General features: G+C 69.2%; 24 protein-coding genes. 7 read left to right on the top strand and 17 right to left on the bottom strand.

The window, feature by feature from the left end; all coding sequences use genetic code 11:
- On the bottom strand, window positions 1-1,178 hold a 1,178-nt coding region (locus SLNSH_RS04325), incomplete at its 3' end, for a glycosyltransferase family 4 protein (protein ID WP_146140188.1).
- A gap of 166 nt (window positions 1,179-1,344) precedes the next feature.
- Between SLNSH_RS04325 and SLNSH_RS04320 the strand changes: the two genes are divergently transcribed.
- Window positions 1,345-2,493, top strand: a complete 1,149-nt coding sequence (locus tag SLNSH_RS04320) for a glycosyltransferase family 4 protein (protein ID WP_106335423.1) — start codon at window positions 1,345-1,347, stop codon at window positions 2,491-2,493.
- On the opposite strand, the gene SLNSH_RS04315 is transcribed toward SLNSH_RS04320, so the two are convergent.
- Genes SLNSH_RS04315 through SLNSH_RS04305 form a run of 3 tightly spaced genes read right to left on the bottom strand, consistent with a single transcriptional unit; the run spans window position 2,462 to window position 4,445 of the window.
- Window positions 2,462-3,202, bottom strand: coding sequence for a polysaccharide deacetylase family protein (locus tag SLNSH_RS04315; RefSeq protein WP_106335422.1), 741 nt, complete (start codon window positions 3,200-3,202; stop codon window positions 2,462-2,464). The genes SLNSH_RS04320 and SLNSH_RS04315 overlap by 32 nt on opposite strands.
- On the bottom strand, window positions 3,184-3,678 hold the full coding sequence (locus tag SLNSH_RS04310) for a phosphatidylglycerophosphatase A family protein (RefSeq protein WP_106335421.1): 495 nt from the start codon (window positions 3,676-3,678) through the stop codon (window positions 3,184-3,186). The genes SLNSH_RS04315 and SLNSH_RS04310 overlap by 19 nt, the downstream gene beginning before the upstream one ends.
- The gene (locus SLNSH_RS04305) at window positions 3,675-4,445 is read right to left on the bottom strand and encodes a CDP-alcohol phosphatidyltransferase family protein (RefSeq protein WP_106335420.1); all 771 of its coding nucleotides are present in this window, start codon (window positions 4,443-4,445) and stop codon (window positions 3,675-3,677) included. The genes SLNSH_RS04310 and SLNSH_RS04305 overlap by 4 nt, the downstream gene beginning before the upstream one ends.
- 105 nt (window positions 4,446-4,550) lie before the next feature.
- Here SLNSH_RS04305 and SLNSH_RS04300 point away from each other — a divergent pair, with 105 nt between their 5' ends.
- From SLNSH_RS04300 to SLNSH_RS04290, 3 genes are read left to right on the top strand one after another with little or no spacing between them, the layout of a single operon-like run.
- A complete protein-coding gene (locus SLNSH_RS04300; protein ID WP_158266674.1) occupies window positions 4,551-5,324 on the top strand; it encodes a glycosyltransferase family 32 protein in 774 nt (257 codons plus the stop codon).
- Window positions 5,309-6,211 carry a glycosyltransferase family A protein gene (locus tag SLNSH_RS04295; protein ID WP_106335418.1) on the top strand — a complete coding sequence of 301 codons (903 nt, stop codon included), beginning with the start codon at window positions 5,309-5,311 and terminating at the stop codon, window positions 6,209-6,211. The genes SLNSH_RS04300 and SLNSH_RS04295 overlap by 16 nt, the downstream gene beginning before the upstream one ends.
- Window positions 6,208-6,609, top strand: a complete 402-nt coding sequence (locus SLNSH_RS04290) for a hypothetical protein (RefSeq protein ID WP_106335417.1) — start codon at window positions 6,208-6,210, stop codon at window positions 6,607-6,609. The genes SLNSH_RS04295 and SLNSH_RS04290 overlap by 4 nt, the downstream gene beginning before the upstream one ends.
- On the opposite strand, the gene SLNSH_RS04285 is transcribed toward SLNSH_RS04290, so the two are convergent.
- The 6 genes from SLNSH_RS04285 to SLNSH_RS04260 form a co-directional block, all read right to left on the bottom strand.
- Window positions 6,584-7,363 carry a MaoC family dehydratase gene (locus SLNSH_RS04285; protein WP_106335416.1) on the bottom strand — a complete coding sequence of 260 codons (780 nt, stop codon included), beginning with the start codon at window positions 7,361-7,363 and terminating at the stop codon, window positions 6,584-6,586. The genes SLNSH_RS04290 and SLNSH_RS04285 overlap by 26 nt on opposite strands.
- Entirely contained in the window at window positions 7,360-8,565 is a 1,206-nt protein-coding gene (locus tag SLNSH_RS04280) for a beta-ketoacyl-[acyl-carrier-protein] synthase family protein (protein ID WP_106335415.1), read from the bottom strand. The genes SLNSH_RS04285 and SLNSH_RS04280 overlap by 4 nt, the downstream gene beginning before the upstream one ends.
- Entirely contained in the window at window positions 8,562-8,846 is a 285-nt protein-coding gene (locus tag SLNSH_RS04275) for an acyl carrier protein (protein ID WP_106335414.1), read from the bottom strand. Before SLNSH_RS04275 ends, SLNSH_RS04280 begins: the two co-directional genes overlap by 4 nt.
- A gap of 100 nt (window positions 8,847-8,946) precedes the next feature.
- On the bottom strand, window positions 8,947-10,140 hold the full coding sequence (locus SLNSH_RS04270; RefSeq protein WP_106335413.1) for an LptF/LptG family permease: 1,194 nt from the start codon (window positions 10,138-10,140) through the stop codon (window positions 8,947-8,949).
- Window positions 10,140-11,270 (bottom strand): LptF/LptG family permease, encoded by a 1,131-nt coding sequence (locus SLNSH_RS04265; protein WP_158266673.1) that lies wholly within the window; start codon window positions 11,268-11,270, stop codon window positions 10,140-10,142. Before SLNSH_RS04265 ends, SLNSH_RS04270 begins: the two co-directional genes overlap by 1 nt.
- Window positions 11,271-11,307: 37 nt before the next feature.
- The gene (locus SLNSH_RS04260) at window positions 11,308-12,090 is read right to left on the bottom strand and encodes an ATP-binding cassette domain-containing protein (RefSeq protein ID WP_106335411.1); all 783 of its coding nucleotides are present in this window, start codon (window positions 12,088-12,090) and stop codon (window positions 11,308-11,310) included.
- Between the two features lie 366 nt (window positions 12,091-12,456).
- Here SLNSH_RS04260 and SLNSH_RS04255 point away from each other — a divergent pair, with 366 nt between their 5' ends.
- From SLNSH_RS04255 to SLNSH_RS04245, 3 genes are all read left to right on the top strand, one after another.
- The gene (locus SLNSH_RS04255; RefSeq protein WP_158266672.1) at window positions 12,457-13,521 is read left to right on the top strand and encodes a cytochrome P450; all 1,065 of its coding nucleotides are present in this window, start codon (window positions 12,457-12,459) and stop codon (window positions 13,519-13,521) included.
- Between the two features lie 137 nt (window positions 13,522-13,658).
- Window positions 13,659-14,819 (top strand): SDR family oxidoreductase, encoded by a 1,161-nt coding sequence (locus SLNSH_RS04250; RefSeq protein ID WP_106335409.1) that lies wholly within the window; start codon window positions 13,659-13,661, stop codon window positions 14,817-14,819.
- 18 nt (window positions 14,820-14,837) lie between these two features.
- Window positions 14,838-16,511: an FAD-binding oxidoreductase gene (locus SLNSH_RS04245; protein ID WP_106335408.1), complete on the top strand. Its 1,674-nt coding sequence runs from the start codon at window positions 14,838-14,840 to the stop codon at window positions 16,509-16,511.
- Here the strand turns inward: SLNSH_RS04245 and SLNSH_RS04240 are convergent.
- The 7 genes from SLNSH_RS04240 to SLNSH_RS04210 form a co-directional block, all read right to left on the bottom strand.
- A complete protein-coding gene (locus tag SLNSH_RS04240; RefSeq protein ID WP_106335407.1) occupies window positions 16,496-17,305 on the bottom strand; it encodes an SDR family NAD(P)-dependent oxidoreductase in 810 nt (269 codons plus the stop codon). The two genes, SLNSH_RS04245 and SLNSH_RS04240, sit on opposite strands and share 16 nt — an antisense overlap.
- Window positions 17,302-18,030 (bottom strand): lysophospholipid acyltransferase family protein, encoded by a 729-nt coding sequence (locus SLNSH_RS04235; RefSeq protein ID WP_158266671.1) that lies wholly within the window; start codon window positions 18,028-18,030, stop codon window positions 17,302-17,304. Before SLNSH_RS04235 ends, SLNSH_RS04240 begins: the two co-directional genes overlap by 4 nt.
- A 137-nt stretch (window positions 18,031-18,167) precedes the next feature.
- Window positions 18,168-18,944 carry a lysophospholipid acyltransferase family protein gene (locus SLNSH_RS04230; protein ID WP_106335405.1) on the bottom strand — a complete coding sequence of 259 codons (777 nt, stop codon included), beginning with the start codon at window positions 18,942-18,944 and terminating at the stop codon, window positions 18,168-18,170.
- Between the two features lie 453 nt (window positions 18,945-19,397).
- On the bottom strand, window positions 19,398-19,634 hold the full coding sequence (locus SLNSH_RS04225; protein ID WP_106335450.1) for a SlyX family protein: 237 nt from the start codon (window positions 19,632-19,634) through the stop codon (window positions 19,398-19,400).
- Between the two features lie 473 nt (window positions 19,635-20,107).
- Window positions 20,108-20,944 carry an amidohydrolase family protein gene (locus SLNSH_RS04220; protein ID WP_106335404.1) on the bottom strand — a complete coding sequence of 279 codons (837 nt, stop codon included), beginning with the start codon at window positions 20,942-20,944 and terminating at the stop codon, window positions 20,108-20,110.
- Between the two features lie 13 nt (window positions 20,945-20,957).
- Complete coding sequence (locus SLNSH_RS04215) at window positions 20,958-21,938, bottom strand: NAD(P)-dependent oxidoreductase (RefSeq protein ID WP_106335403.1); 981 nt, start codon at window positions 21,936-21,938, stop codon at window positions 20,958-20,960.
- Window position 21,939: 1 nt separating this feature from the next.
- The gene (locus SLNSH_RS04210) at window positions 21,940-23,790 is read right to left on the bottom strand and encodes a TRAP transporter large permease (protein ID WP_106335402.1); all 1,851 of its coding nucleotides are present in this window, start codon (window positions 23,788-23,790) and stop codon (window positions 21,940-21,942) included.
- Window positions 23,791-23,800 lie beyond the last annotated feature (10 nt).

Genomic DNA, 23,800 nt, shown 5'->3' with positions numbered 1-23,800 from the left:
GCCGCCGGGGCGTGCTCCGCGCGGATGCGCCTGCGCCCCGCCTCCGCGAGCCGCGCCCGCAGGCCGGCGTCCGCGCGCAGGCGCTCCAGCGCGCCCGCGAGCTGCGCGTCCGTGAACGCGTCGGGCAGGCGCCAGACCGCGTCCGCGGGCAGCTCGCCCATGGACCCGTGCGCGTTCACGAGCACGGGCGCGCCATGGTTCAAACAATCCAGCGCCGCGCCGGAGCTCTCGCCGCGGGAGTGGGCGCGGAGTTGTACGGCGAGGTCCGCCCGGCGCAGGTAAGAGTTGTAGGTGTCGGGCTCGACCCAGCCAGTGAGGCGCACGCGCTCACCGAGGCCGAGCGCCTCAATTTGACGTTGCAACTCCTGGGCGTAGTCGCTCGACAGCTCGCCACCGACGAAGGCGAGCCGGCAGCGCGGGTCGCCACTCGAGGCCGAGGCCGCGAAGGCGGCGAGAAGCCGGTGGTTCAGCTTGGAAGGGCCGAGTCCGCCGAAGCTGCACACCACGAAGTCGTCCGGAGCGAAACCGAGGTCGATCCCTCCTCCTGCAGCTGGGCCTCCCCTGCCGCATGGGGGATACGGCGCCCGCAGGTGCGGAATCAGCGAAACCGTATCTGCCCAGCCGCCGTACCAGCGCCGGATCCGCTCCAGCGCCTCGCGGGAATGCACGATCGCTCCGACCGAATCGAACAGGGCGGCGCCGCAGCAGGGATAACGCTGGATCACTGCAAAGGGGTCGCGGTGGAGATAACGGTCCGCCGCCGGTCCCCATCCGTGGTCGCGGTAAAGCGCTTCGAACCAGGCGCCTTCCCGGAAGGACGACGTGTCCATGTCGGAGAGAACGCCGGACAGGAAAACGTCGTGCAGCGTGACCACGCCCGGGTGGTCTTGAAGCAGCGGGAACATCCAGCGGTGCGCGTTGGAATTCCCGAGCTGGTAAAGGATCCGGTCGTAGGAGGCCGAGCGGGACGAGAAGGCGGCGGGATCCAGAACCTTGTGCCCCGTGTGCGACCACGCCTCGCGGGCCGTCGCGTCCTCGCACACGAGGTCGAGATCGTAGTGCGCCGCCAAGGCCGGGATCAGCTCGGCCGCGTAGGCCGCCACGCCGCTGCGCTGCGGCGGCAGGGGAGACACGAAGGCCAGCCGGCTGCGGCGCTGGGGGACCGGCGGAGAGCTCAAGGCGATATGGGAGGACACAAACACAGACTCTCAAGACGTGCGCGTCGCGACTTTTCGCGCGAGACGTGTAGGCGTCAACCGGCTATGGGGTCTCGATCGCGCCGAGCGCCGCAGTGGTCGTGCTTGGCGCCACGCTCCGGGAGCCAACGCCACCGTGATCCAGCCAATGGGAGCCCGATCTGGCGAGCGCCCCCTCCGGGTCGCGCTCCTGTCGGACTGGTTCGCGCCGCGCCGGGGCGGCATCGAAACGCAGCTCGCCGGCCTGGCTCGCGCCCTGATCGGTCGGGGCGTTGAGGCCACGGTCATCACCAGCCTGCCTGGCGACGCCATTTACGACGGCGTGCCCGTGATCCGGCTTCCGACGCCACTGTTGCCCGGCGCCCAGATCGCCTGGTCGCCGCGGCTCGTCGCCACCATCCAGGGCGCGCTCGCCGAGGGCGATTTCAACCTGGTCCATGCCCATCCGAGCGTGGTCGCGCCCGTGTGCCTCGCCGGGCTGATCGCCGCTCGCCGCCTGGGGCTGCCCGTTCTGCTCACCTTTCACTCCAGTTTGGGCGTCGTCCCCTTCTGGCTTGGCCTCCTCGACAAGGCGACCGGCTGGACGGCTCAGGGCGTGACGCTCGGCGCCGTCAGCGCCGTCATCGCCGGGCAGGTGCAGCGCATCGCGCCGGGCCGGCCCGTGCTGGTCATGCCGAACGGCCATGACCACGCGTTTTGGTCGGGGGCAAGGCCCCACACCGGCGCAGGCCCCGTTTTTCGCGTTGTCACGGCCATGCGGCTCGCGCGCACCAAGCGGCCCATGGCCCTCCTTAACGTGCTGCGCCGGGCCGGTGAGGCCCTTGCGGGCCGGGGCGTCACGCTGGAGCTCGTCGTTGCGGGGGAGGGGCGCTACGCCGGCCGCATGGCCCGGGCGGCCCAATCGTCTAGCCTGTCGGCGCAGTTGCGCCTGCGCGGCTGGCGGCCCCCCCAGGCCCTCCGCGAGCTCTACGAGCGTTCAAACCTCTTTCTCCTGCCGTCCACCAAGGAGGCGTTCGGAATCGCTGCGCTGGAGGCGAGGGCCGCGGGACTGCCGGTGGTTGGCCGCCGCGGCACGGGGCTGGAGGATTTCATCACCGACCAGGACGGCGTCCTGTGCGATTCCGACGAGGCCTGCGCAGAGGCGATCATCCAGCTGGCGACCGACCGGGCCGCCCTGTCGAGGCTTGCCGGACCCAGGCCCGGACTGGGCCGGTATGACTGGGCGGCCGTGGCCGCCGACCATGAGCGGCTTTATCGGGCGGCCCTCACTGGCCCGCGAATTCGCGGACGAGCTTGAACGCCGCTCCGCGCGTCTTGAACAGGTTGATCACGGCGCCAAGGCAGGCGAGGGCCGGCTCGCCGGTCCGAAACCGGCAGTCGAGGCGGATGGGCGAGCGGGTCAGGTCCACGAATTCCCAGGGGTGGACGAACAGGGTCACCGGGCTCCGCAGCCGGCCGAGCCATCGGTCTCGCACGGGGGCGGGCAGGCGCAGGACGCTGGAGGTGACGGAGGCGCTGAGGCGGGCGGGCGCGCCGGCGCATGTGGCCGGCGGCTCCATCGGCTTGTACAGCGCCCGCGAGGCGTCGACCGTGAAGCCTTGGCCGACCAACAACTCCAGAAAGTCCTCGGGGAAGGCGAGATAAGGCGCCCGAAACGACGTGACCGAGGCGAAGCGGCGCAGGATGTCGTTCGTGCTCGCGATCTCTTCCTGCGCTTCGCGCCAGCCCATGGTGCGGAAGGACCGGTGGGAATAGCCGTGGCAGGCGAGTTCGTGCCCATCGGCGACGAGCCGCGCGATGCAGGCTGGATAAAGGGCCGCCGTTTGTCCGGTCGTGAAGAACGTCACGGGGATACCCGCCCGCGCGAAAAGGTCCAGCAGGCGCGGCATGCCTTCCGTGACCCCGCGCCAAGTCCAGAGATAGGGAGGGCAGTCAGGCTCGAGGTCGACCGTGAGAAACACTTCGAGCGGTTCGGCGGTCCAGGCGTTCACAGCGCGCCTGCCCATCTCGCCGCCAGGATGCAGGCTGCCGTCCACCCGGCGGCCAGGAGGTCGTCTAGGATGACGAAAAATCCACCTTCACGCCTGTCCGCAAGGTAGACGGGCCAGGGCTTCGCCATGTCCAACGCGCGAAAGAGCAGGAACGCGGCGCCGAACCCTTGCCAGGAGCCCGGAGCCGCCTCCAGGGCAAGGCTCATGCCCAAGGTCTCGTCCATGACGATGGACTGATGATCCGGCGCCCCGAGCGCCTTTCCCATGCCGGACGCCGCCACCGACGCAAGCGCGATCAGAAGCAGGTAAGCGGACCCGCGCAAAACGGGCGGGAGAGGGTGCAGTGCCGCGAACAGCGCGATGCCGGCGACCGAACCCGCCGTTCCGGGCGCCCAAGGCGCGAGCCCGACGCCCCCGGTCGTGGATACGAGGAAGCGCCAGTCCGTGAAGACTTCCGCAACACCGGGGCGTCGGCCTGCGGCGCCCTTCACGGGACCATGCCGACTCTGTCGGCCACGTCCCTTTGCCGAAGCAGAAACGCGGCCCGGGTGAAACGCTGGAGCGCCGTGAAGTGGGTGAGAGCGGCGAGCATCCACAGCGCGAAGGGCAGGAACCACGCCATGATCGGGGCCCCAATCAGGCCCACGCACAGGATGAACAGTCGTATGGGCTTCTCGAGCAGATCCGGCCAATCCTTATTGGCGGTCGGGGCCTCGAGAGCCACTCGGGCCTTGTTGTAGCTGGTCAGCATCGACCCGGTGATGATCAGGAAGGCCACGGGCCATTGATCCAGGACCCACCCCACCGTGAGGTAGATCGCCGCTTCCTGATAACGGTCCACGACGGCGTCGAGATACCCGCCAAATCGGGTCGACGCGCCCTGAGCGCGGGCGACCAGCCCGTCCAGGGTGTCGAAAAGGAGCGCGGCGATCAGGCCCGAGCCGAACCAGAAGCTGTTTTTCGACACGACCAACAGCGCACAGAGCAGCGCCGTCAGGATGAGCCCGATCACGGTGATCTGGTTGGGAGTGACAGGGAGCCTCGCCACGCCGCGCACGACGCCGCGCCCGATCGCGAGCCCCAGCCGGACCACGCCGGAGGGCTGGTCCGTGGCGGCGCGCAGCGCCGCGCCGCCGTGGCGCGGCTTCGACATCGCCAGGCCGAGCGCCAGCAGCGGCAGGCCCACGCCAAGATACCAGCCTGCGAACCGGAAGGTCGCGTCATCCATCTGGAAGAAGCGTTGAATCCAAACCAGCATTCGCCTATCGCTTGACCAAAGGTTGTAACAAGGCGCTTTGCTACCATGGGGAGTTCAAGCCGGGCTAGTATCTCCTCCTCGACCGGCGCCGCGATTCCAAAGCTGTTGTCCCAGACCTGGCGCACGAAGGAATTGCCGCCCGCGGCAGCGCGGCTGAGGCGTGGTTGGATCGAGAACAATCCAGATTTCGTCGTCTCGCTCTACGACGACGAGGCCAGCCGCGACGTGGTGGCCGAGGTGGCGCCGGACGGGCTCGCCACGTATGACGCCATGCCTTTCCCGGTGATGCGCGCAGACGCGTTCCGCTACGCCGTCATGGTGCGGGACGGCGGCGTCTACGCGGATATCGACATGGAGTGTTTGCGGCCGGTCGAGAGATTGCTAAGCGGGCGATCCTGTGTCCTGGCGATCGAGGCCTGGTTGACGAAGGCGCGCGCCCGGGAACTGGGCTACGCCGCGCCCTTTCAGGTGGCCAACTGCGTATTCGCGGCGGCGCCCGGGCACAGCTTCTTTCGGGAGGCCCTGGCGCGGGCGCTGGCCTTGTCGGCCGCCGTGCGGAGCAGGGCGGAGGTCGAGGACGCGACCGGCCCGCGCATGCTGACCCGCCTGTTCTTCGAAAGGGAGTGGGACGTGGCCTTGGCGAGCCCGATCGCCCTGACTGCCCCGCTCCATTATCCCAATCTGTGGCCGCTGAACACCAACATGCACGCGCGGCACCGCGCTTTCGGGACGTGGAAGGATCGGCGTCAGAGATCGTTCCGCCGGCTCTGGATCGAGCGGGATCGATGGGTGAACCCGTTTCCTCGCGCGCTGGTGCGCCCGACTGCCGAGGCGTTCCGGTCGGTCTCGGCCGGGGAGGTCCCATGGCCGGCCGCGTGACGAGGGAGGTCGAGCGGGCGTTGGCGCGGTTCCGATACATGCCGCCCGCCTTGCTCCCGGGGCTTTTGGCGCGGGCTATTCGGTTGCATTTCGGCCGTCCAGCCTTCGGCCGGCCCGGCTGCCGTCCCGAGCGCGTCGTGGTCACGCTCACCACGATCCCGGGGCGCGCTCGGAAGCTCGCGCCGACGCTGCGTAGCCTCCTGGACCAGGACGAACCCGCCTCGCGGATCATCCTGGCGCTGCCCCATAGGTCCCGCCGAGATGGCGTCGCCTATCCCGATCCTCCTCAACTCGGCCTGCCGCGAGGAGTCGACGTGCTGCGCTGCCCGGACGAGGGCCCGGCGACGAAGCTCCTACCCGTGCTTGAGGCGGAACCTCGGGCGACGCTGGTCGTGGTCGATGACGACGTGATCTACCCGCGCGACTTCATCGCCACGCTTCTCGACGCCCATCGGCGTCGGCCCGATGCGGCGATCGGCTATCGGGGCGTCCGGCTGAGGGGGCTTGGCAGCATGGCCGAGCTTCCGCATGTGTTCGCCACCGGGGTTGCCGCGCCAACGACCGTCGACGTGCTGTTCGGCACCTGGGGTTACCTGTTGCCGCCGGGAGCCCTGGACAACGCGGTGGCCGATTTCTCCGGCTATCCAGAGGCCGTGCGCCTGGTGGACGACATCTGGGTTTCCGCCCATCTGGCGCGGCGTGGCGTCCCGCGGATCGTCGCGCCGGCCCGGCGGATCCCGCTGGAGACGGCGGCCGCCTGGACCGGCGCCCTCTCCGCGGGGCTCAACCGCTCCGGCGACAACGATCGCGCGGCGCTTGCGGCCCTGGACTCATTCTGGGCGGGGCCGCACGCCCGCAATTCCAAGGACCTCGAGACGCTCGGATGATTGATCTCGCCTACGCCAGCTTCGGCCGCGAGCGACCGCAGGGACTCGGCGGCTTGCCGCTCGCGGCCATCTGGCTGGTTAGCGCGGCTTTCGTGCTCGCCGCCGCCGCGGCGACGCTGGTGCTCAACTTCTTCGCCCTGTTCACAGGGACCCTGATCACCTTTCTTGGGCGGAACGGGACCCGCGTTCGTTTTCTTAAGCTGTTCGGCCGCGTGCCCGCCATTGCCGTAGGGCTACCCGTGCTATTCGGATACGCCGTTTGGCACAGGGCGACGCACGACGGCTTGGCGGCCGCGATCTGGCCCTTCCTGGGCGTCTGGGTTGTCGGAGCGCTGCTGATCGGGCTCGCGGCCCTGGTCGCGCCGCGCAGGGTCAGCCGCGGGCGCTCTCAGCCCTGAGATCCAGCACGGCGACCAGGCGCAGGCCCGGCGTCATGACCAGAACGCGCGCCTCGGCGGCTTCGCCCGAGCTCGGGCGCGGCGCGACGGCAAGCTCCAACGGCTCACCGACGAGGGCGGGGCTCAGGAATCGGCCCGAGTAGACGGTTGCCCCGCTCGGGAAGTCCAGGGCGCGGGCGGCCGCTTCGGCGAGCAGCGCGATCAGCCCGCCCGGCGCCACCGGCCCGGTCAGGCCCAGCGCCCGGGCGCGATCCCTGTCCGCATGAATGGGGTTGGGATCCCCCACTGCCGCCAGGTAGCCGGCGACGACTGCCGGGGCGAGCGGGGCCGTGCGCAGCCGCGTCGCGCCCCCCAAGCGGGCTCGCGCATCGGGGCCAGGGCCGGCGAGGCTTGCAGCGTCGGCCAGCCGCAGGCCAGCGGTTAGCGTGGCCGATGCGCCTGCGGATGGCTGTTCGAAGGCGGCCAGCAGGACGGGGGCGCGCGCGACGCTGTCGTCGAATTCGACGCGAGCCGCGACGACCCCGTCGTGCGCGAAGACCCCGCGCGACGCGTGGCGAAGGCTTTCCTGGACAAGAGCTGTTCCAGCCGGAAACCGCTCCAGGCGGTTTCGCATCGAGGATGTCGCGCGGCCGGCGAGGACGAGCGCGGACGCGAGCGGGGAGGGCCGGCCTGCGCGGCCGTGCCCAGCCAGGCCAGCGGCGAGATCCGCAAGCGCCAGCGCGGCGTCGGCGTCATAAGGGACTTCGATGATCACGCCTGCGTCAGGACCAGCGAGGCGTTCACGCCGCCGAAGGCGAAGGAGTTCGTCAGGGCCGCCTCGGCCGAAAAGATCCGCGGCCGGTGGGGAACAGGCTCGATGCCCACCCGGGGATCGGCGGCGGTGAAATTGAGCGTCGGCGGCGCGGTCTGCTCGCGCAGCGCAAAGAGCGTCACGATGAACTCCAGCGCACCCGCCGCGCCAAGGGCGTGGCCGTGGACCGGCTTCGTGGACGAGACCAAGAGGCGCTCGGAGGCCGGCCCGAACGCACTGCGGATCGCCTCGGCTTCGGTCATGTCGTTGGCGACCGTTCCGGTGCCGTGGGCGTTAACGTAGCCGATCGCGGACGGCTCGATCCCGGCGTCGGCGAGCGCCTGGCGCATGCATGCAGCGGCGCCGGCCACGTCCGGGCGCAGCAGGTCGGCGGCGTCGCTGGTCGCGCCGTAGCCGGCGACCTCCGCCAGGGGGTGCGCGCCGCGCTCCCGGGCAGCTTCGGCGGACTCCAGCACCACTACGCCCGCGCCTTCGCCCAGCATCATGCCGTCGCGCCCGGCCGAGAACGGCCGGCACTCTGTCGCCGACATGACGTGCAGGCTTTCCCAGGCCTGGAACTGCGCGTCGACGAGCGGCGATTCGGCGCCGCCCACGATGCAGCGGTCCGCAAGGCCGCCGCGGATCAGCTGGGTTCCCAGGCCGATGGCCTGCGTGGCCGAGGCGCAGGCTGTGGAGATGCAGTAGGTCGGGCCGGTGGCTCCATAAGCCATGCCGATCCAGGAGGCCGGCGCGTTCGCCATGACCTTCGGCACCGTCATGGGGTCGAAGCGTCCGCCTGGGTCGGAGATGAACTGGTGATAGCCCGCGTTCAGCGTCGGGGCGCCGCCGAAGCCTGTGCCCCAGACCACCGCGCAGCGCGAGCCGAAATCATCTGGCCCGAGGCCGGCCTGCTCGACCGCCTCGCGGGCGGCGGCGAGGGCCAGCACGGACACGGGGTCCTGGAAGCGCGGCTTCGAGCCCTCCATCAGCGACGCGAGTAGGCCTTCGGGCAGCTTCGCCGCGCGGGTCACCTGCTGGCGGCGCATAGCCGGGAAGAGGACTTCGCGGACGCCGCTTCGTCCTTCCAGAGTCGCGCGCCAGAGCGCCTCGGCGCCGAGCCCGCAGGCGGAGACCGCCCCGACCCCGGTGACGGCGACCCGCCTCACGCGCCAGCCCTGGCGCGGTGCTCCTGGATGCGGGTGACGACGATGTCGGTCAGGTCCCGCACCGTCTTGGCCTCGGCGAGTTCCTCGTCCACCGAGAGGTACACGCCGAACTTCTCCTCCACGGCCATCAGGATCATCACGAAATCCGCGGATTTGACGCCAAGTTCTTCCAGCAGCGCCTCCGGGCGGATGGCGGACCGGTCCACCATCGCCTCCTCCGCGACGATGTCGAAGAGGCTCGCCGTGATGGCGTCGCGGTCGGCAGTGGAGGAGCTTGTCATGCTGGCTTCCGGTCGTAGGCCGAGGCCTCGGGGCGGAGGCGGGCCGCTTGGTATGGACGGCGGTTCCCCGCATAGCAAGACGCGCCCACCGAAAATTCAATCATCGGTGGTGCTCCCGCGGACTGAGCCGGTAGAGCAGCCATCCATCCGCCGCGGCGAGCGCCAAAGGCAGCGCCGCGGCGGCGACGATCGCGGGTCCCAAGTGGCTCTCGATCGCGATCGCCGCGATGCGTGCGCCCAAATAGGCCAGATAGCTGGCGGCGAGCCCGGCCATGGCGGCAGCGGCGAGCCCCCAAAGGTCGTAGGCGACAGCGAAAAGGCCAGCGACCGCGATCGCGGCGAGCCCGGGCGTGAGCGCCTGGCTCAGGCGAATGCGCAGCCACTCGGCATATTGCGGCGGGTTGTTCGGCAGCGCGCGGTCCCGCGAAAGGGCGATCAGGTCAGGCAACGGAACGTATTTCGGATGGATGCCCCGATAGAGAAGCCACCGCGGGCTGAGGGCGATCGTGATGTCCTCCTGATGGACGCGCGCGCCGACCGGCGCCTCGGCGCCGGCAGCCGACGCAGCCTCGCCCCTGTCAGGTTGCATCGTCCAGACCGAAGCGCCGCGAGCCCGCAGCAGGAACGGCTCGGCCGGGCTGACGGCGAATACGCCCGCCTCGGCCACGCGCAGCAAATCGCCCTGAGCATCGAAGTCATAGACGGTCGCAGGCCCGAGTTTCGGATCGGGAGCATCCTGGAGCGTCGCTTGGATCACGCGGCCGCCCACCGCCAGCCACGAGGCGTGCGGCTTGCGCGCGGCCGCGTAGGCCCAGCCATATTCGCCCAGGTGACTCCGGCTCAGCGACATGAAAGCGTATGGACGGACCACGTTGTCGAGAAGGAACTGGGCGGGAACCGATGCTGCCGCGAGGATGAACAAGGCCGCGCTCCGGCCTGCAAAGGACATCCCTACGGTGCGCACCATGGCCAGTCGCCCGCTGGCCGCATGGGCGGCCTCCGCCCAGATCAGCCCAAGCAGAAAGGCGATCGGGAAGGCTTGCGAGCCGTTGTCGAGCAATCGATAGGCAATATACGCCGCCGTGCGGCTGGGCGCGGCGCCAAGGGCGGCGCCTTCAGCCCAGACCTGGGCGATCTCGGACGACACGTTGATCGCTGTGACCGAGCCGACGATGGCGAACAGGGTCAGGCTGATGAACCACAGATGATGGCACAGCATCGCCCGCGTGTGGACGCCGAGCGCGAAGCGGCGCAGGCGTCCCCACGCGCGGGGCGTGGGTGCAGGCGCTCGCATTATGAACGGACCAGGCGCGGGGCGGTCAGCATGGGGCGCGTCACAACGGCCGACAGCACGAGCCCGCCGAGTGACAGGGCGGCCAGCGCCGCCGTCGCGAGAGCGGCTGCAACCGCCGATCCGTCGGCAGGCGCGAAGGCGCCGGAGCCGGCGAGCACCAGGCAGCCAAGCAGAAGGGCGATGGCGGCCGGCAAGGCGAGGAAGCGGGTCCTGGCCGTTGTGCCGGCGGCCGCCAGAAAGGCCAGGCCGACTCCGAGGGCGCTCACAATCGCCTGCTGCACGATGATCGTCCCTTTCCGCCCATTGGAGCGGGAGAGAAAGACCGTATCGCGCCGCGCCAGGAGTGCCGGCAGCGTCAACTCGTCCTGGCGACTGCTCACCTCCGGTGGGAACAGCGTGTTGACGTCGAATTCCCTCCGCGACCCGGCGCCCTTGACCCGCACGACGTCGATCCCGCCGTCGGGGTCCGTGCAGATCCGACAGTGTGGCGTCATGGGGAGCGGCTCGCCCGATTCGCTTTCCGGCTTCTTGAAGGCGAATACGCGCGCTTCGCAGGCATCCACCAGCAGTCGACCGCCCTCGACGCGCATGTCGGCGCAGTTGGATGCGAACACCTGGTCGAGGCGGTCGCCGTCGAAGCTGAAGACGCGCATCTTGCGCCCCACCGGAGAGGGATCGCCCCAGACATGCAGCACGGTGTCGCGGGCATCGAAAAACTGTCCCGTCTCCGCCCCGCGGCCGACGACACCCGCGAGCGCCGCTTCGTACTCGCTGCGGAACACGTGGCTCGCGAGCGGCTTGAGGAAGCCGGCGACTCCAAGGGAACTGAACAGGGCGACGCAGGCCATCGCGGCGGCGATTTCGATTCGGGGCCGCCCCCCCGAACCCGCAGCGGAAAGGATCAGAAATTCCCGCCCCTCGCGTTTCTGCAGCACGACGAGGTAGGTGGCGACCAATGCCGCGATGGGTGCCACTGCATCCATGATGGTTGGCATCATGGCGCCGAACAGCACCAAAAAGGAGCGCGGCCCCAGCCGGTAGGTCAAGGCCGTGCGCAAGATGAAGTCGAACTTCTCGATGGCGAAAACGCCCAGCAGTGCGGAAAACGCGATGAGGTAGGTCGTCAGCATCTGCCGGACGGCTTGCCGCGAGAAGAGCATCGGCGCGCTAGACCGCCATTGCGCCTTCGGCGGGAGCGGCCTCGCCGACGCTGAAGTTGTCGCCCAGAAACGCGGATCGTACGCGCGGCATGTCGATCACGTCCGCGGGAGGTCCGGCAGCGATGACGCGTCCGTCCTGAAGGACGACGGCGCTGTCCACCAGTTCGAGCGCCGCGCGCGCCTTGTGGTCGGTCAGCAGCACCCCCACGCCCGACGCCGCGATGGCGCGGATGCGGGCCGAGAGCGCGGCGACCATCAAGGGGTCGAGCCCAGTGAAGGGTTCGTCAAGCAGGAGGTAGCGGGGCAGGGGGCAAACCGCATAGGCGATCTCGACGAGCTTGCGCTGTCCGCCCGACAGCAGGCCCAGCCGAACATTCCTCGTCGGCTCGATCCCGAACCAGGCCAGCATCATCCCGACCACCCGCTTGCGCAGGGCTGGGTCCGTGTGGCGCGCCTCCGCGGCGATCTTCAGGTTTTCCTCGGCGGTAAGACCCGGGAACAAGCTCGGAGCCTGCGGAACGTAGCCGAGCCCGAGGCGCGCCCGGCCATCGAGGGCGACGCGGGAGACGTCGCGCCCGTCCAGGGAGACAAGGCCGCGGTCAGGTCGCTCCAGCCCCGTCAGCATGCGGAAAATCGTCGTCTTGCCAGATCCCGACGGGCCCAGAAGCCCGGTGATCTCCCGAGGGCGCACCAGGATCGAAACGTCCGACACCACCACCCGCGCGCCATAGGCTTTGACCAGGCCGGCGCCGGCCAGCCTCCATCCTTCCGACTCCGTCGGCCCGGTCATCAGGTTAAGCTCCAAGCGGGCCCGCGGCGCCGCGACAGTTGGGGAACATCAGGTGGCGACACGGCGCATGCGAGGTGACTTGCAAGGGTCGACAAGCTCTAGTTGAGGGAGGTAACGGTCACAAGCAAAGCTAGTAGTTTTCCACCTCTCCGATCGCAGGGCCAAGCGTCCATGGTGCTCCGACGTCTGCTGTCCACCCTTCGCGGGGATGCGCCGAGCCCGACGCAAGCCGCGGTCGGCTCGCCACTGGACCTCCTGGATCCCGTCTTTCTCGAAAATCCGTATCCGACCTACGCGGCGCTGCGCGTCCATGACCCCGTGCATCGGACACGCTCGGGCGCCTGGTTCCTGACACGACACGCGGACGTGGCTGCGGCGTTCGGCGACCGCCGCCTGGGCAACGCTCCGGCGCCCACGGCCGTGATCGCCCGTCGCAATCGCGACCGGTTCGTCTGCGCCGACGTGGCGGCGAACATCCTGCCCTTCCTCGACAAGCCGGAGCATGGGGCTGTTCGGCGGATCGTCGCGGGAGCGCTTCGGGCCCGGCTTGGTCGTCTCGATCTCGAACTTCCGCAACTAGCCGGGAGCCTCCTGGAGCCCTGCCTCGAGCGTCGGTCGATGGAGGTCATGTCTGAATTCGGGCGCCCGCTCTCGGTCGCGGTGATTTCGCTGATCATGGGGCTGCCGATCGAAGACGCCGCTCGGCTGGATGCCTGGAGCGACGCCTTCTTCCATCTGTTCGCGCCCATGCCCTCGGAGGCCGCCCGCGTGAGGGTGGACCAGGACCTCGCGGAATTTCGCGACTATCTGCGCCAGCACGCGGCGGCGCGGCGTCGAGCGGGTGGCGACGACCTGATTTCTGAGTTGATGCAAACCGAGGCCGAAGGTCGAATACTATCGGAGCCCGAGCTGCTCGACGCCTGCATGCTAATCTATGCCGACGGGATCGAGAACATCGACGCCGCCATTGCGAACACATTGCTGGCCCTCGGCGGCCATCCAGAAGAGCAGCGCAGGCTCGAACGGGAGCCCGAGCGTGCGCGCGCCGTCGCCCAGGAGGGGATTCGCTTCGATACCCCCGGCCAGTTCATCGCCCGCATCGCGCGGGAGGACCTGGTAATAGCCGGGCGTTCGATCCCCCAGGGCGGCGTCGTGCTTCTGGCGCTGGCGGCCGCCAACCGCGACCCGGTTGCCTTCGAGAAACCTGACAGGTTCGCCCCTGATCGGTCAGAGGGCGGCGCCTTGACCTTCGGCCAGGGACGCCACGGTTGCCTGGGCGCCAACCTCGTGCGCCTCCAGGTCGCGGCGGCGCTGCAGGCGCTCTTCACTCGAACCCGTCGGCTCGCGATCGACGACGGCCCGGTTCGCTACAAGGCCCGTGTCGGGCATCGTTGGCCGGAGCGGCTCCACATTCGTTTCGAACCAACCTGAGTTAGGTTTCAGGTTGTTGCCCAACCTAGGGTTGTTTAGTACGTGGCGCTTGCGGCCAGCGCCCGCCTTGGGCTGCTGACCGCCGATTCGAATTCCCGCCTGCGTTCGTGGGCGTTCCCATCGACGAGGCGTGGAACATGGGCACCCTCCTGACGGGGGCGACCGGGACCCTGGGATCGCAGCTGCTGCCGCGCCTTGTCGACGCGGGGGAGCCGGTGATTGGCCTCGTGCGCGCGGACGACGAGGCTCACGCCAGGCGGAGACTCCAACCCCTCCTGCCTTCAGGAGCAGAGGTCGGCGCCGTTCGCGGGGATATCGGCGCGCCGCTCTGCGGGCTGTCGGCTTCGAAGCGCGCGAGCCTTGCGGGTCGCGTGAGCCGCATCCTTCACTGCGCCGCCAGCATCGATTTCCTCGACGCCGAGCAGGCGATGGCCAGCAATGTGGGTGGCGTCCGCAACATGCTGGACCTGGCCGACGCGCTGGGCGTGCGTGAGGTGCTGCACGTCTCCACCGCCTACGTGGCCGGCGACGCGCGGCGCTTCGGGGAGACGGACTACGCGGTTGGCCAGCGCTGGCGCAATCCCTACGAGACGTCGAAGCATACCGGGGAAGGCCTGGTCCGCGCGTGGGCGGCCTCCGCCGCGGGCCGCCGCTTCGCCATCTATCGACCCGCGATCCTGGTCGGCGGACAAGACGGCTATACGCCGGGTTTCGATGCCTTCTACACGTATTGCAAGGCGCTCGCGGTCGCGGCCGCCGTGTTGCGCCGCCGAGCTGGCGCTCGTCTGCCGGACAGCGTCGCCGTTTCAAGCGAGGGCGTGGTCCACATGCCAGTGGCCGTGCGCCACGACGTCGGAGCCACGCTTAACCTGGTTCCGCTCGACTGGGCGGCGGACGCCATCGTGGCCTTGCTTCGCGTGCGAGCCGAGGGCGTCTTTCACCTCACGCATCCCCATCCGCCCCAGGTCGACGAACTCTGGGCAGACGCCCAGCGCGCCCTGCGAATCACGGGCCTTCGGGTCTGCAGAACCGACGCCGAGAAGGCGGCTGCGCTGTCGGCCATGCCACCCGTGATGGCGAGGCTCCAGAAGGGATTGGAGCCGGTGTTCCAGGCTTACCAGCCCTACACGACGGGCGAGCCCGTGTTTGGAGTCGAGAGGCTCCGCGCCGCCCTGGGCGACGCGTATCGGGACCCACCAGCCGTTGACGGCGCCTATGTCGTCCGCCTTCTCGCCTTTGCCGAGCAGGCTGGCTGGGGTGACCGCGCGCCGGGGCGGGAGGCGATCGCGGCGGCCTGAAACCGGGAGAGAGCGCCCATGATGAAATGGTGGGGCTGGGGCGCGTATGACGTTTCGTTCCCCATGGACCAGAAGCCGAACCTTTGGCCCTGGGCCCGGACCAAGCTTGGACTCGAGGTGGAGCGCTCCACGCCGCCGGTGGAGCGGGCATCCCTGCGGTTTGCCTCGCCTGTGATGAACGACGCCTTTGTCGGCGCGCTCGCGGCGGCCGTGCCCCATGCGGAGTGTTCGAGCTCGGACGAGGACCGCCTCCACCACGCATATGGGAAGAGCTATCCGAACCTCTGGCGCGCCCGCTGCGGAGATCTGGGCAGGCTGCCAGACCTCGTGGTTCGTCCGAGCTCGCGGGAGGACGTCGAGAGCATCCTGGCGCTGGCGCATGCCCACGAGGCGTGCGTGATCCCCTTCGGGGGCGGGACCAACATCGTCGGCGGCGTCGATCCCCTGCTCGGGGAGCGGCGCATGATCGTCTGCCTCGATCTGAGACGGATGAACCGGGTGGTGAGCGTGGACCGCTACGCCATGACCGCGGTGATCCAGGCGGGCGCGTCCGGCCCCGAGCTGGAGCAGCAACTCCAGAAGCACGGCCTCTCCCTGGGGCATTTCCCGGATTCCTTCGAGTACTCGACCCTGGGCGGCTGGCTTGCGACCCGGTCCGCCGGCATGCAGTCCGACGCCTACGGCAGGATTGAGGATATGGTCGTGTCCGTCACGATGGCGACCCCGATGGGCGTGATCGAGACTCGTCCCGTGCCTGCCTCGTCGGCGGGACCCGACCTGAACCGCGTTGTCGTGGGCTCGGAGGGGGTGCTCGGCGTGATCGTCGAAGCCACCATGCGGGTGCACGCGGCGCCTGCGGCGAAGGATTATCGCGGGCTGCTTTTTCGCAGCTTCAGTGATGGCGTGGCCGCCATCCACGACTGCCTGCGGGCGGGTATCCGTCCCAGCATGATCCGGCTGCAGGACGAGGGCGAGACGGAGTTGGCCTTCCGCATGAAGGCGCCGCCCAAAGGCCTGTCCGGCCTGCTCCAGGGCGGGGTGAAGGCCTACCTGGCCCGTTCCGGCTACGCGCGGCCGTGCATCATGGTGATCGGCTTCGAAGGCCAGCCTGCGGACGTGCGCCGCCTTCGGGTCCAGGCGCTCAGGGTGATGAAGAGGCGAGGGGCCTTTCCCCTCGGGGCGAGCGTGGGCGGAGCTTGGTCGAAAGACAAGTACAACATGCCCTACCTGCGGGACTACATCATGGACCGCGGCGTCATGTGCGACGTCTCGGAGACCTCGGCCACCTGGGACAAGGTCGTCGACGTGCACGCCCGCACGATAGCGGCCGTGGAGGAGTTGTTCCGGGAGGAGCAGGGCGGCCATGGCGTGGTGGGCTGCCATATCTCCCACACCTACGATACCGGCGCCTGTCTCTACTTCACCTACGCGGCCCGGCAGATCGAGGGGCGCGAGCTCGACCAGTATTACCGCTACAAGCGCCGCATCACTGACGGGTTCATGCAGAGCGGCGCGGCCCTGACCCACCACCACGCCGTGGGGACGGAACACCGTCCCTGGATGGAGCAGGAAGTCTCCTCCACCGGCCTGCGCGCCTTGCGCGGCCTCAAGGCGGCGCTGGACCCAAAGGGGATCATGAATCCCGGCAAGCTCATTCCGGACGAAGGGAAGACCGCTCAGCCGCCGCCGTGACCGCCCAGGCCGCGCCTGGCGTTAATCGCGCCCATCACCCTGGCGCGGGACGGGCGCGGGACAAGGCCCGCGGCCAGCGTGAGCAGCTTGTTGCGCAACCCCGGCACGATCAGGAAGCGCCCGGCCATCAGGCCCTCGACGGCTTCGGCCGCAACGCGGTCTGGGTCCATGCCGCCGCGCTCCGCCCTGGGGCTGAGGCCCGCGCGGCTGCGGAAGGCGGTGCGGGTCGTGCCCGGCGCGAGCAGGCTGGCGGTGACGCCCGTCCCCCTGAGCTCCTCGCGCAGGGCCGCAGCGTGGCTAAACATGAAGGCCTTGCAGGCGCCGTACACGGCCTGGTGCGGGACGGGGATGAACGAGTAAACGGACGCCACGTGCACGATGCGCCCGCTGCGCAGCGGCAGCATGGAGCGCAGCGCCAGCCGGGTCAGTCGCAGGGTCGCGAGGATCTGCACCTGAACGAGGGCTTCCTCCGCATCCGCCTCCACGGCCGCCACGGGGCCGTGCACGGCGAAGCCGGCGTTGTTGACCAGGATCTCAACCCGCATGCCGGCCGCGTCCAGGGCTGCGGCGATCCGCTTCACGGCGTCCGGCTCAGCGAGGTCGACGGCGCAGATCTCCGCCCTGACGCCCGCGCCGGCGCAGTCGTGGGCCGCGGAGCGCAAAGTGGCCTCGTCGCGGCCCACAAGCATCAGGGGAAAGCCCCGTTTCGCGAGCTGACAGGCGAGAGAGCGGCCGATCCCCGAAGATGCGCCCGTGACGAGCGCGGCCCCGGTTATGTCCGACGGCAAAGTCATCGGTCCTCCCAGTCCGCAGGCTGTCCGAAATGGCGCTTCTCCAGCCGAGCTAGCGTCTCGCCGATGCGGGCCGTGATTGCTCGGTATGCCCCAGGGCGGGGGAGTACGGCGCCGAACTCGATCACTTCCATGGCGAGGCGGAAGCGGGATCCGCGGCGAGGGAAGTCCGAGTAGCCGTCCTGCCCCTCTGCGCGCATGTAAACGCAGGCGACCCGGCACGGACCCGCGTGGGCCACGACCTTGCCGACGCCGGTCGCCAGCCGGCCAGGGTCGAAGCGGCCGCTCCGGCTGCGCCTCCCTTCGGGAAAGATCGTCACCGTCTCACCCTTCGCGAGCAGATGCGCGCAGAACTGCAACACGCGGTCCTTGTGCCGCATGGAGCCGTTCCGATCGATGGGGATGCATTTCGTGACGCGCAGGATGGCCCTGCAAAGCCACCTGCGGCCAAAGACGTCGTCGGCGGGCACGTTCCAGGAGAGGTGATTGTAGCGCCGCGCGTAAAAGCGCGCCGGCGCGAGCGCCCACACGATGAGCAGCGAGTCGACGAACGTGAGATGGTTCGCGCAGATCAGGATGGGACTGGAGCGCGACGCGAGCGCTGCGAATTGGCCCCTAATCGCCCGAAGGTTCTCTATGCGGTAGCCGCCCACAATGCGCAGCGCCAACCAGAAGGCGGCGTAGACCGGCCAAAACAGGAGGCGGCTGATGCGTCGGCGCTGCCCCACCTTATAGAGCGAGTGCGGCGATAGGGTCGGCTCCAGCCACCCGTTCGGCGCTTCCCTGGCCGGATTGGCTGCCTGAGCCGCCCCAGCGTCACATCGCGCCTCCGCGTCAAAGCGGCGCCCAGGATCGCCCGCTCTTATCAGCACGTGGCAGCCGCGAGTTCCTCGCCTCGCGAAGCCTCAACCCCCGCCAGACGCCTGGATGCAGTCTCGATGCGATCAATCAGGACGCCCATGAACGCCGTGCGTTCGGTGCTCGCTGGGATAAGGGGCAGGATTTCGACCCGTATGACGCCGGGCGGGCGGAGGATGCTCCGCCGCGGCCAGACCAGGCCCGAATTCAAGGCGACAGGTACGCAGGGCGCCTTCAATTGCTGGAACAAAACGGCCACGCCCTTGTGATAGTCCGGCTTGGCATAGGGCGCCGCGCATCGGCGCGTGCCTTCCGGAAAGATCAGGATCGAGCGCCCCTCGGCGAGCGTCTGCCGGGCTGTCTCGACGGCCTTCGCGAAAGGTCCGACGCCCTTGCCGCGAGCCACGGGGATATGACGCATTCTCCACGCGACAAGACCCATGATCGGCGCCAGCAGGAATTCGCGTTTCACGAAGGCGGCCGGATCGCCCAGCAGCATGGGCAGAACAGCGCTGTCCCACGCGGATTGATGCTTCGAGGCGAACAGCACGGGCCCCGGGGGGATGTTTTCACGGCCCACGACGACATAACGGACGTCGCAAACGACTTCGATGAGCCAGAGTCCGATCCTGAGATACGCATGAAAAATGCGCCGCACGAACGACCGCGGCAGGACCATGAACGGCAGAAGCAGGGCGAACGCGCCGCTCAGCAGGATGATCAGAACGAGAAAGACATAGGATCTCAGAACTACGCGCCATGACGGCGATGGGAGTTGGGTCATGAGGCTGTTGCAAAATGGGTCATGCTGGCCACAGTCATATCCCCGAGCACGTCGGCGCACACCATCCGACCGTGTGATAATCCGGCTTATATACTAAAAATCGCGAGGCGCTCGCCCACGCCGGCGGGCGTCCTACGCAGGTCCGGCCCGCTGAATGCCAGCCACGACAGGTCCGCAAGCGCTCGGGCGCGCACGTGATCGAACAGGGCTCCTGTACACCAAGCTGGACCGGTCTGCTGCTCGACTCCCTCGGCTTTCCAGGGTGATGTTCCCCCAGCATTACGACCACCGAACGCCGTCTTGTAAATCGTCGATACTCGCCAACTGCTCCGCGCTGAAATCAAGTTTACCGAGCGCCTCGGCGCAGTGGTGGACCTGTTCGGGGCGGCTTGGGCCAATGAAAGCCGATGCCACACGGAGTCACTCGGGTGTCGAGGGACTGCGGTCCGCCGCTCAGTAGTGAGGTGGCGGGGGCTCCTCCTGCGGGCCGGGAATGGGCCGCTCCTGTAGGTCCCGCACCCTTTCCTCCAAGCGCTCGATCTGGCGACGAAAGGTGTCCATGGCGGACCATTGCTCGACAATGACCTTATTGAGATCCTCGATCACCTGATCCTGGTAGGCGAGACGCACCTCAACATCTTCGAGCCTCGCGGCGAAGTCCTTCTCGGCGAATTCGAGTTCCCTATTCATCCAGTCCTCGCGCACTATCGGCTCGGGCGAGCGGGCGTTCTTCGCTGATCTGAGATGCGATGTCCACCGCGTCGCTCAGTTGCGTTCTCCCGACCGAAGCGGAGTCGGAACTCTGGCGCGTTAAGGTCCGTGTTGGTCATGACCTCGCGTTCCCAGTGGTCTCCCTCAACCAAGCAGAAATTGCCGCGGCGCGTCGCATGTCGACGAATTCGCCCGCCTAAAAAATGCTAGTCACGAGATCGAAATGCCATTGCAGCTCAATGCAGCATTTCTTATGCGGGTCAGATGAATAAGTCTTTGACCAGGCTTAACTGTTGCGCTTCTGCCGGGGTCGCCACGCTTCCAATTGAACGCTATGCGTTCCTTGTCGCCCCCGACCCCTAGGGCGGCCAGATCACCCCCAAATGCCCACTATTCGGCGCGCCGCTTCGCCGGCGGGCTGCCGGCCGCGCGCGGGCTCTCGTCGACGAAACTCAGGCCCCCTCGAAGCTGTAAACCGCAGCCGGATTGCGAACGAGGATCTGCTCGATCGCCGGCGCGGGCGCCCATTCGGCTAGGAGGTCCAGCAGGTCCGCGTCGTCGGGCGGCTGCTTGACCGAGACATGCGGCCAGTTGCTGGCCCAGAGCATGCGCTCGGGCGCCGCCTTCACGCAGGCGCGGGCGATGGCGGCGACGTCGTCGTAGCCGGGCGGCCCCGCGCGCGAGACCTCGTAGGGACCGCTGAGCTTCAGCCAGGTTGTTCCCGCCTCCAGCAGTCGGAGGAGGCAGGCGACGCCCGCATGGTCGAGTCCCGGCGGCTCCAGGAACTTGCCGACATGGTCGATCACCAGCGGGCAAGGCAGGCCCCGCAGCATCGCTTCGCGCTCCGGGAGGAGCCGGCCGTCCATCTGCAACTGGATGTGCCAGCCGTGGTCGGCGATCTTGGCCGCCACGGGCTCGAGGTCGTCCCACGGCACGACGCCGCCGGGCAACATCTGGAATCGCGCGCCGCGGATCCCGGCCTCGGTGAGCCGGCGCAGTTCGGCATGGTCCACGTCCGCCCCGACCACGGCGACGCCGCGCGTTGTCTCCTGTCCCAGCGCCTGGATGGCGGCGACCGTGCAGCGGTTGTCGAAGCCATAGGCGGTGGGCTGGACCACGACGGCCCGCGTGAGGCCAAGCCGGGCCTGCAGGGCCCGGTAGGCGTCCGCTGTCGCCCAGGCGAAGCCGGGCGTGGGCGTGGTCGCCGCGGCCGGATAGGCGGCGTCGTAGATGTGGATGTGGCAGTCGCAGGCGCCGGGCGGGGCCTGGAGTGCGGGGCGATGGGTCATGGGGCCTCGGGGGTCAGGCGCCGCGGCGCGTCCAGCGGTCGGCGTTCACGGCCCCCTCGGGGACGGAGCCGGCCAGGATGGCCTCGACCTGCCGCACGGTGTCGAAGGCCTGGGATTCGATCGCCTGCGGTACGAGGCCGCCGATGTGGGGCGTGGCGATCACGTTCGGGAGCGCGGCCAGGGCCGGGGAGGGCATCTGGTCGGCCGCGCGGCCGACATCCATCGCCGCGCCGGCGAGGCGGCCCTCCCGCAAGGCGGCGGCCAGCGCCGCCTCGTCCACCAAGTTCCCGCGCGAGAGGTTGATGAAGAACGCGTCCGGCCGCATCAGCGCGAAGGCGGCGGCGTCGAACAGGTTCTCGGTTTCTTCCGTGGCCACGGCCAGGCAGATCACGAAGTCCGAGCGGCGGAGCAACTCCTCCCGGCCCACCTGCTGGAGCCGGGCGTCGTCCACGGCTGCGTAGGGGTCGTGCACGAGCACGGTCATGCCGAGGGCGGACAGGATGGGGGCGAGGTGGCGGGCGATGGCGCCGTAGCCCAGGATCCCTGCGGTCGCGCCCGTGAGTTGCCGGCCCATGCGCACCTCGGGCATGCGGCCGGCGTGGTAGTCGGCGGCGGCGCGCGAGACGCCGCGAGCGCAGTCCACCAGGAAGCCGAGCGCCAGCTCGGAAACGGCGGCCATGAAGCCGGGCTTGGCCCGGGTCACCAGCACCCCGCAGGCGCTGGCCGCCTCCACATCGATGTTGCGGATGTCGACGGCCACGCGGAGCATCGCCTTCAGGCGCGGCAGGGCGGGGAAGATCTCGCCGCGGCCTTCGGTGAGCCGGTCGGCGATGATCAGGTCGACGCCCTGCGCGGCGCGGACCAGGCCTGCGGCGTCCAGGGCGTCCGCGCCCTCGTGCAGGCGCACCTCGGCCAGGGCCTGCAGCGCCGCCAGGGCGCGCGGGCCGTAGTATTGCGCCCGCGCCTGCGGCGTGTGGGTGAGCAGGATCTTCATCTCAGTACCCGAAGGCGTGGGGCAGCCACAGGCTGACGCCCGGCACGAAGGCGATCAGAAGCAGGCAGGCGAACAGCAGGGCGAGGTAGCCCAGGATGGGCTTGATCGTGCGCTCGATCGGCACGTCGCCGATGAGGCAGGCGCCGTAGAGCCCCAGCCCCAGGGGCGGGGCGAAGAGCCCGATGCCCATGGCGATCACCAGCACCACGCCGAAATGCAGGGGCGCGACGCCGAGCTGGGCCGCCACCGGCAGCAGCAGCGGCCCGAAGATGATCAGCGCCGCCGCGCCCTCCAGCACCGATCCCATGACGATCAGGATCGCGATGGAGAGCAGCATGAACATCCACACGCCGGTCGAATGGGACAGCGTCACCATGGCCTCGGCGACCATGTGGGGCACCTGCTGGAGCGTCAGCACGAAGGCGAGCGACTGGGCCGCGGCCACGATGAACAGCACAAGGCCCGAGCGGTTGGCGGCGAACACGAAGCAGCGCCAGGCGGCCGCGAAGGACAGCTCCCGGAACACCGCCGCGCCCACCACGACCGCATAGAGAGCCGCGAAGGCCGAGATCTCCGTGGCCGTCGCGAAGCCGCTCTTGAAGCCGATGAAGATCATGGCGATGAGGCCGAGCGACACGACTGCGCCCGTCCACATGCGCCCGACCTCGCCGGCCGGGATGACCTCTGCGGCCTCTGCGGCTTTTGTCCCGAACAGGATCGACACGGCGATCAGCGCCGCCGCCATCAGACCGGCGGGCAGGAGGCCCGCCATGAACAGGCCGCCGATGGAGAGGTTGGCGACGAAGCCGAGGATGATGAGGTTGATGCAGGGCGGGATGGTCTCCGCCATCACGGCCGAGGCGGCCAGCAGCGCCACGGCCTGCCCGGGGTTCTGCTTCGATCGCCGGGCGGCGGGCACCAGCACGGAGCCCACGGCGGCGACGTCGGCCATCTTGGACCCCGAGATGCCGGAGAACAGCACCATGGAGGTGACCATGACGACGTTGAGCCCGCCGCGCATGCGCCCGACGAGGCGCTGCAGCAGCTCGATGAGGCGCACGGACATGCCGTTCGCCTCCATGAGGTAGCCGACCAGGATGAAGAACGGGATCGCCAGCAGCACGAAGTTGTCGATGCCGCGCGCCATCTGCTGGGCGAAGATGACGCCCGGCAGGCTGCCTTCCACCCAGATGTAGATGAGCGCCGCCAGCGCCAGCGCGAAGCCGATCGGCAGCCCGCCCATCAGGGTCACCACGAAGCCGACCAGCATCAGGGTGCGCGGCTCGGGGACCGTGGCGGGCGACAGCGCGTCCCAGGCCAGGTAGGCGCAGGCCGCGACCACGACGAGGGCAAGTCCCGACGCGATCTCGCGGGCCGGGCGCCGCAGCACGATCTCGCCCGCGAACACGGCCATGCAGGCCGCGCCCGCGCCCATGGGATAGAAGGTCCATTCCAGGGGCAGGCCCGAGCCGGTGGTTTGGCCCGTGGTGAGCCATCCGAGCTTGAGCGCGTTCCAGGCCGCGTAGGCGGCGATCACCGTCACCAGGACGGCGCCGGCCGAATCCGCCACGCGGCGGGCCCCGTCTGGCAGCTTCTCGACAAAGAATGCGACGCCCGGGTTCTCGCCGCGGGCCAGCGCGCTCGCCGCGCCGAAGAAGCTCGACCCCACCATGAGGCCGCGGGCGACGTCGTCGGCCCACTCGACGGGCGCGTTGAACAGCGACCGTGCGATCACGGAGCCGATGACGACGGCGAGATCGGCCGCCAGCATCGCCGCCGCGAGCCAGTCGGTGGCGAGGAGCAGGGAGCGGGTTCCCGGCCGCGCCACGCGGCCCGCGACGGCGAGTTCCATGGCGAGCCGC

This window comes from Alsobacter soli (genome assembly GCF_003004785.1).
Taxonomy (GTDB): Bacteria; Pseudomonadota; Alphaproteobacteria; order Rhizobiales; family Beijerinckiaceae; genus Alsobacter; species Alsobacter soli.
This window is presented reverse-complemented; position numbering and strand designations above follow the sequence as displayed.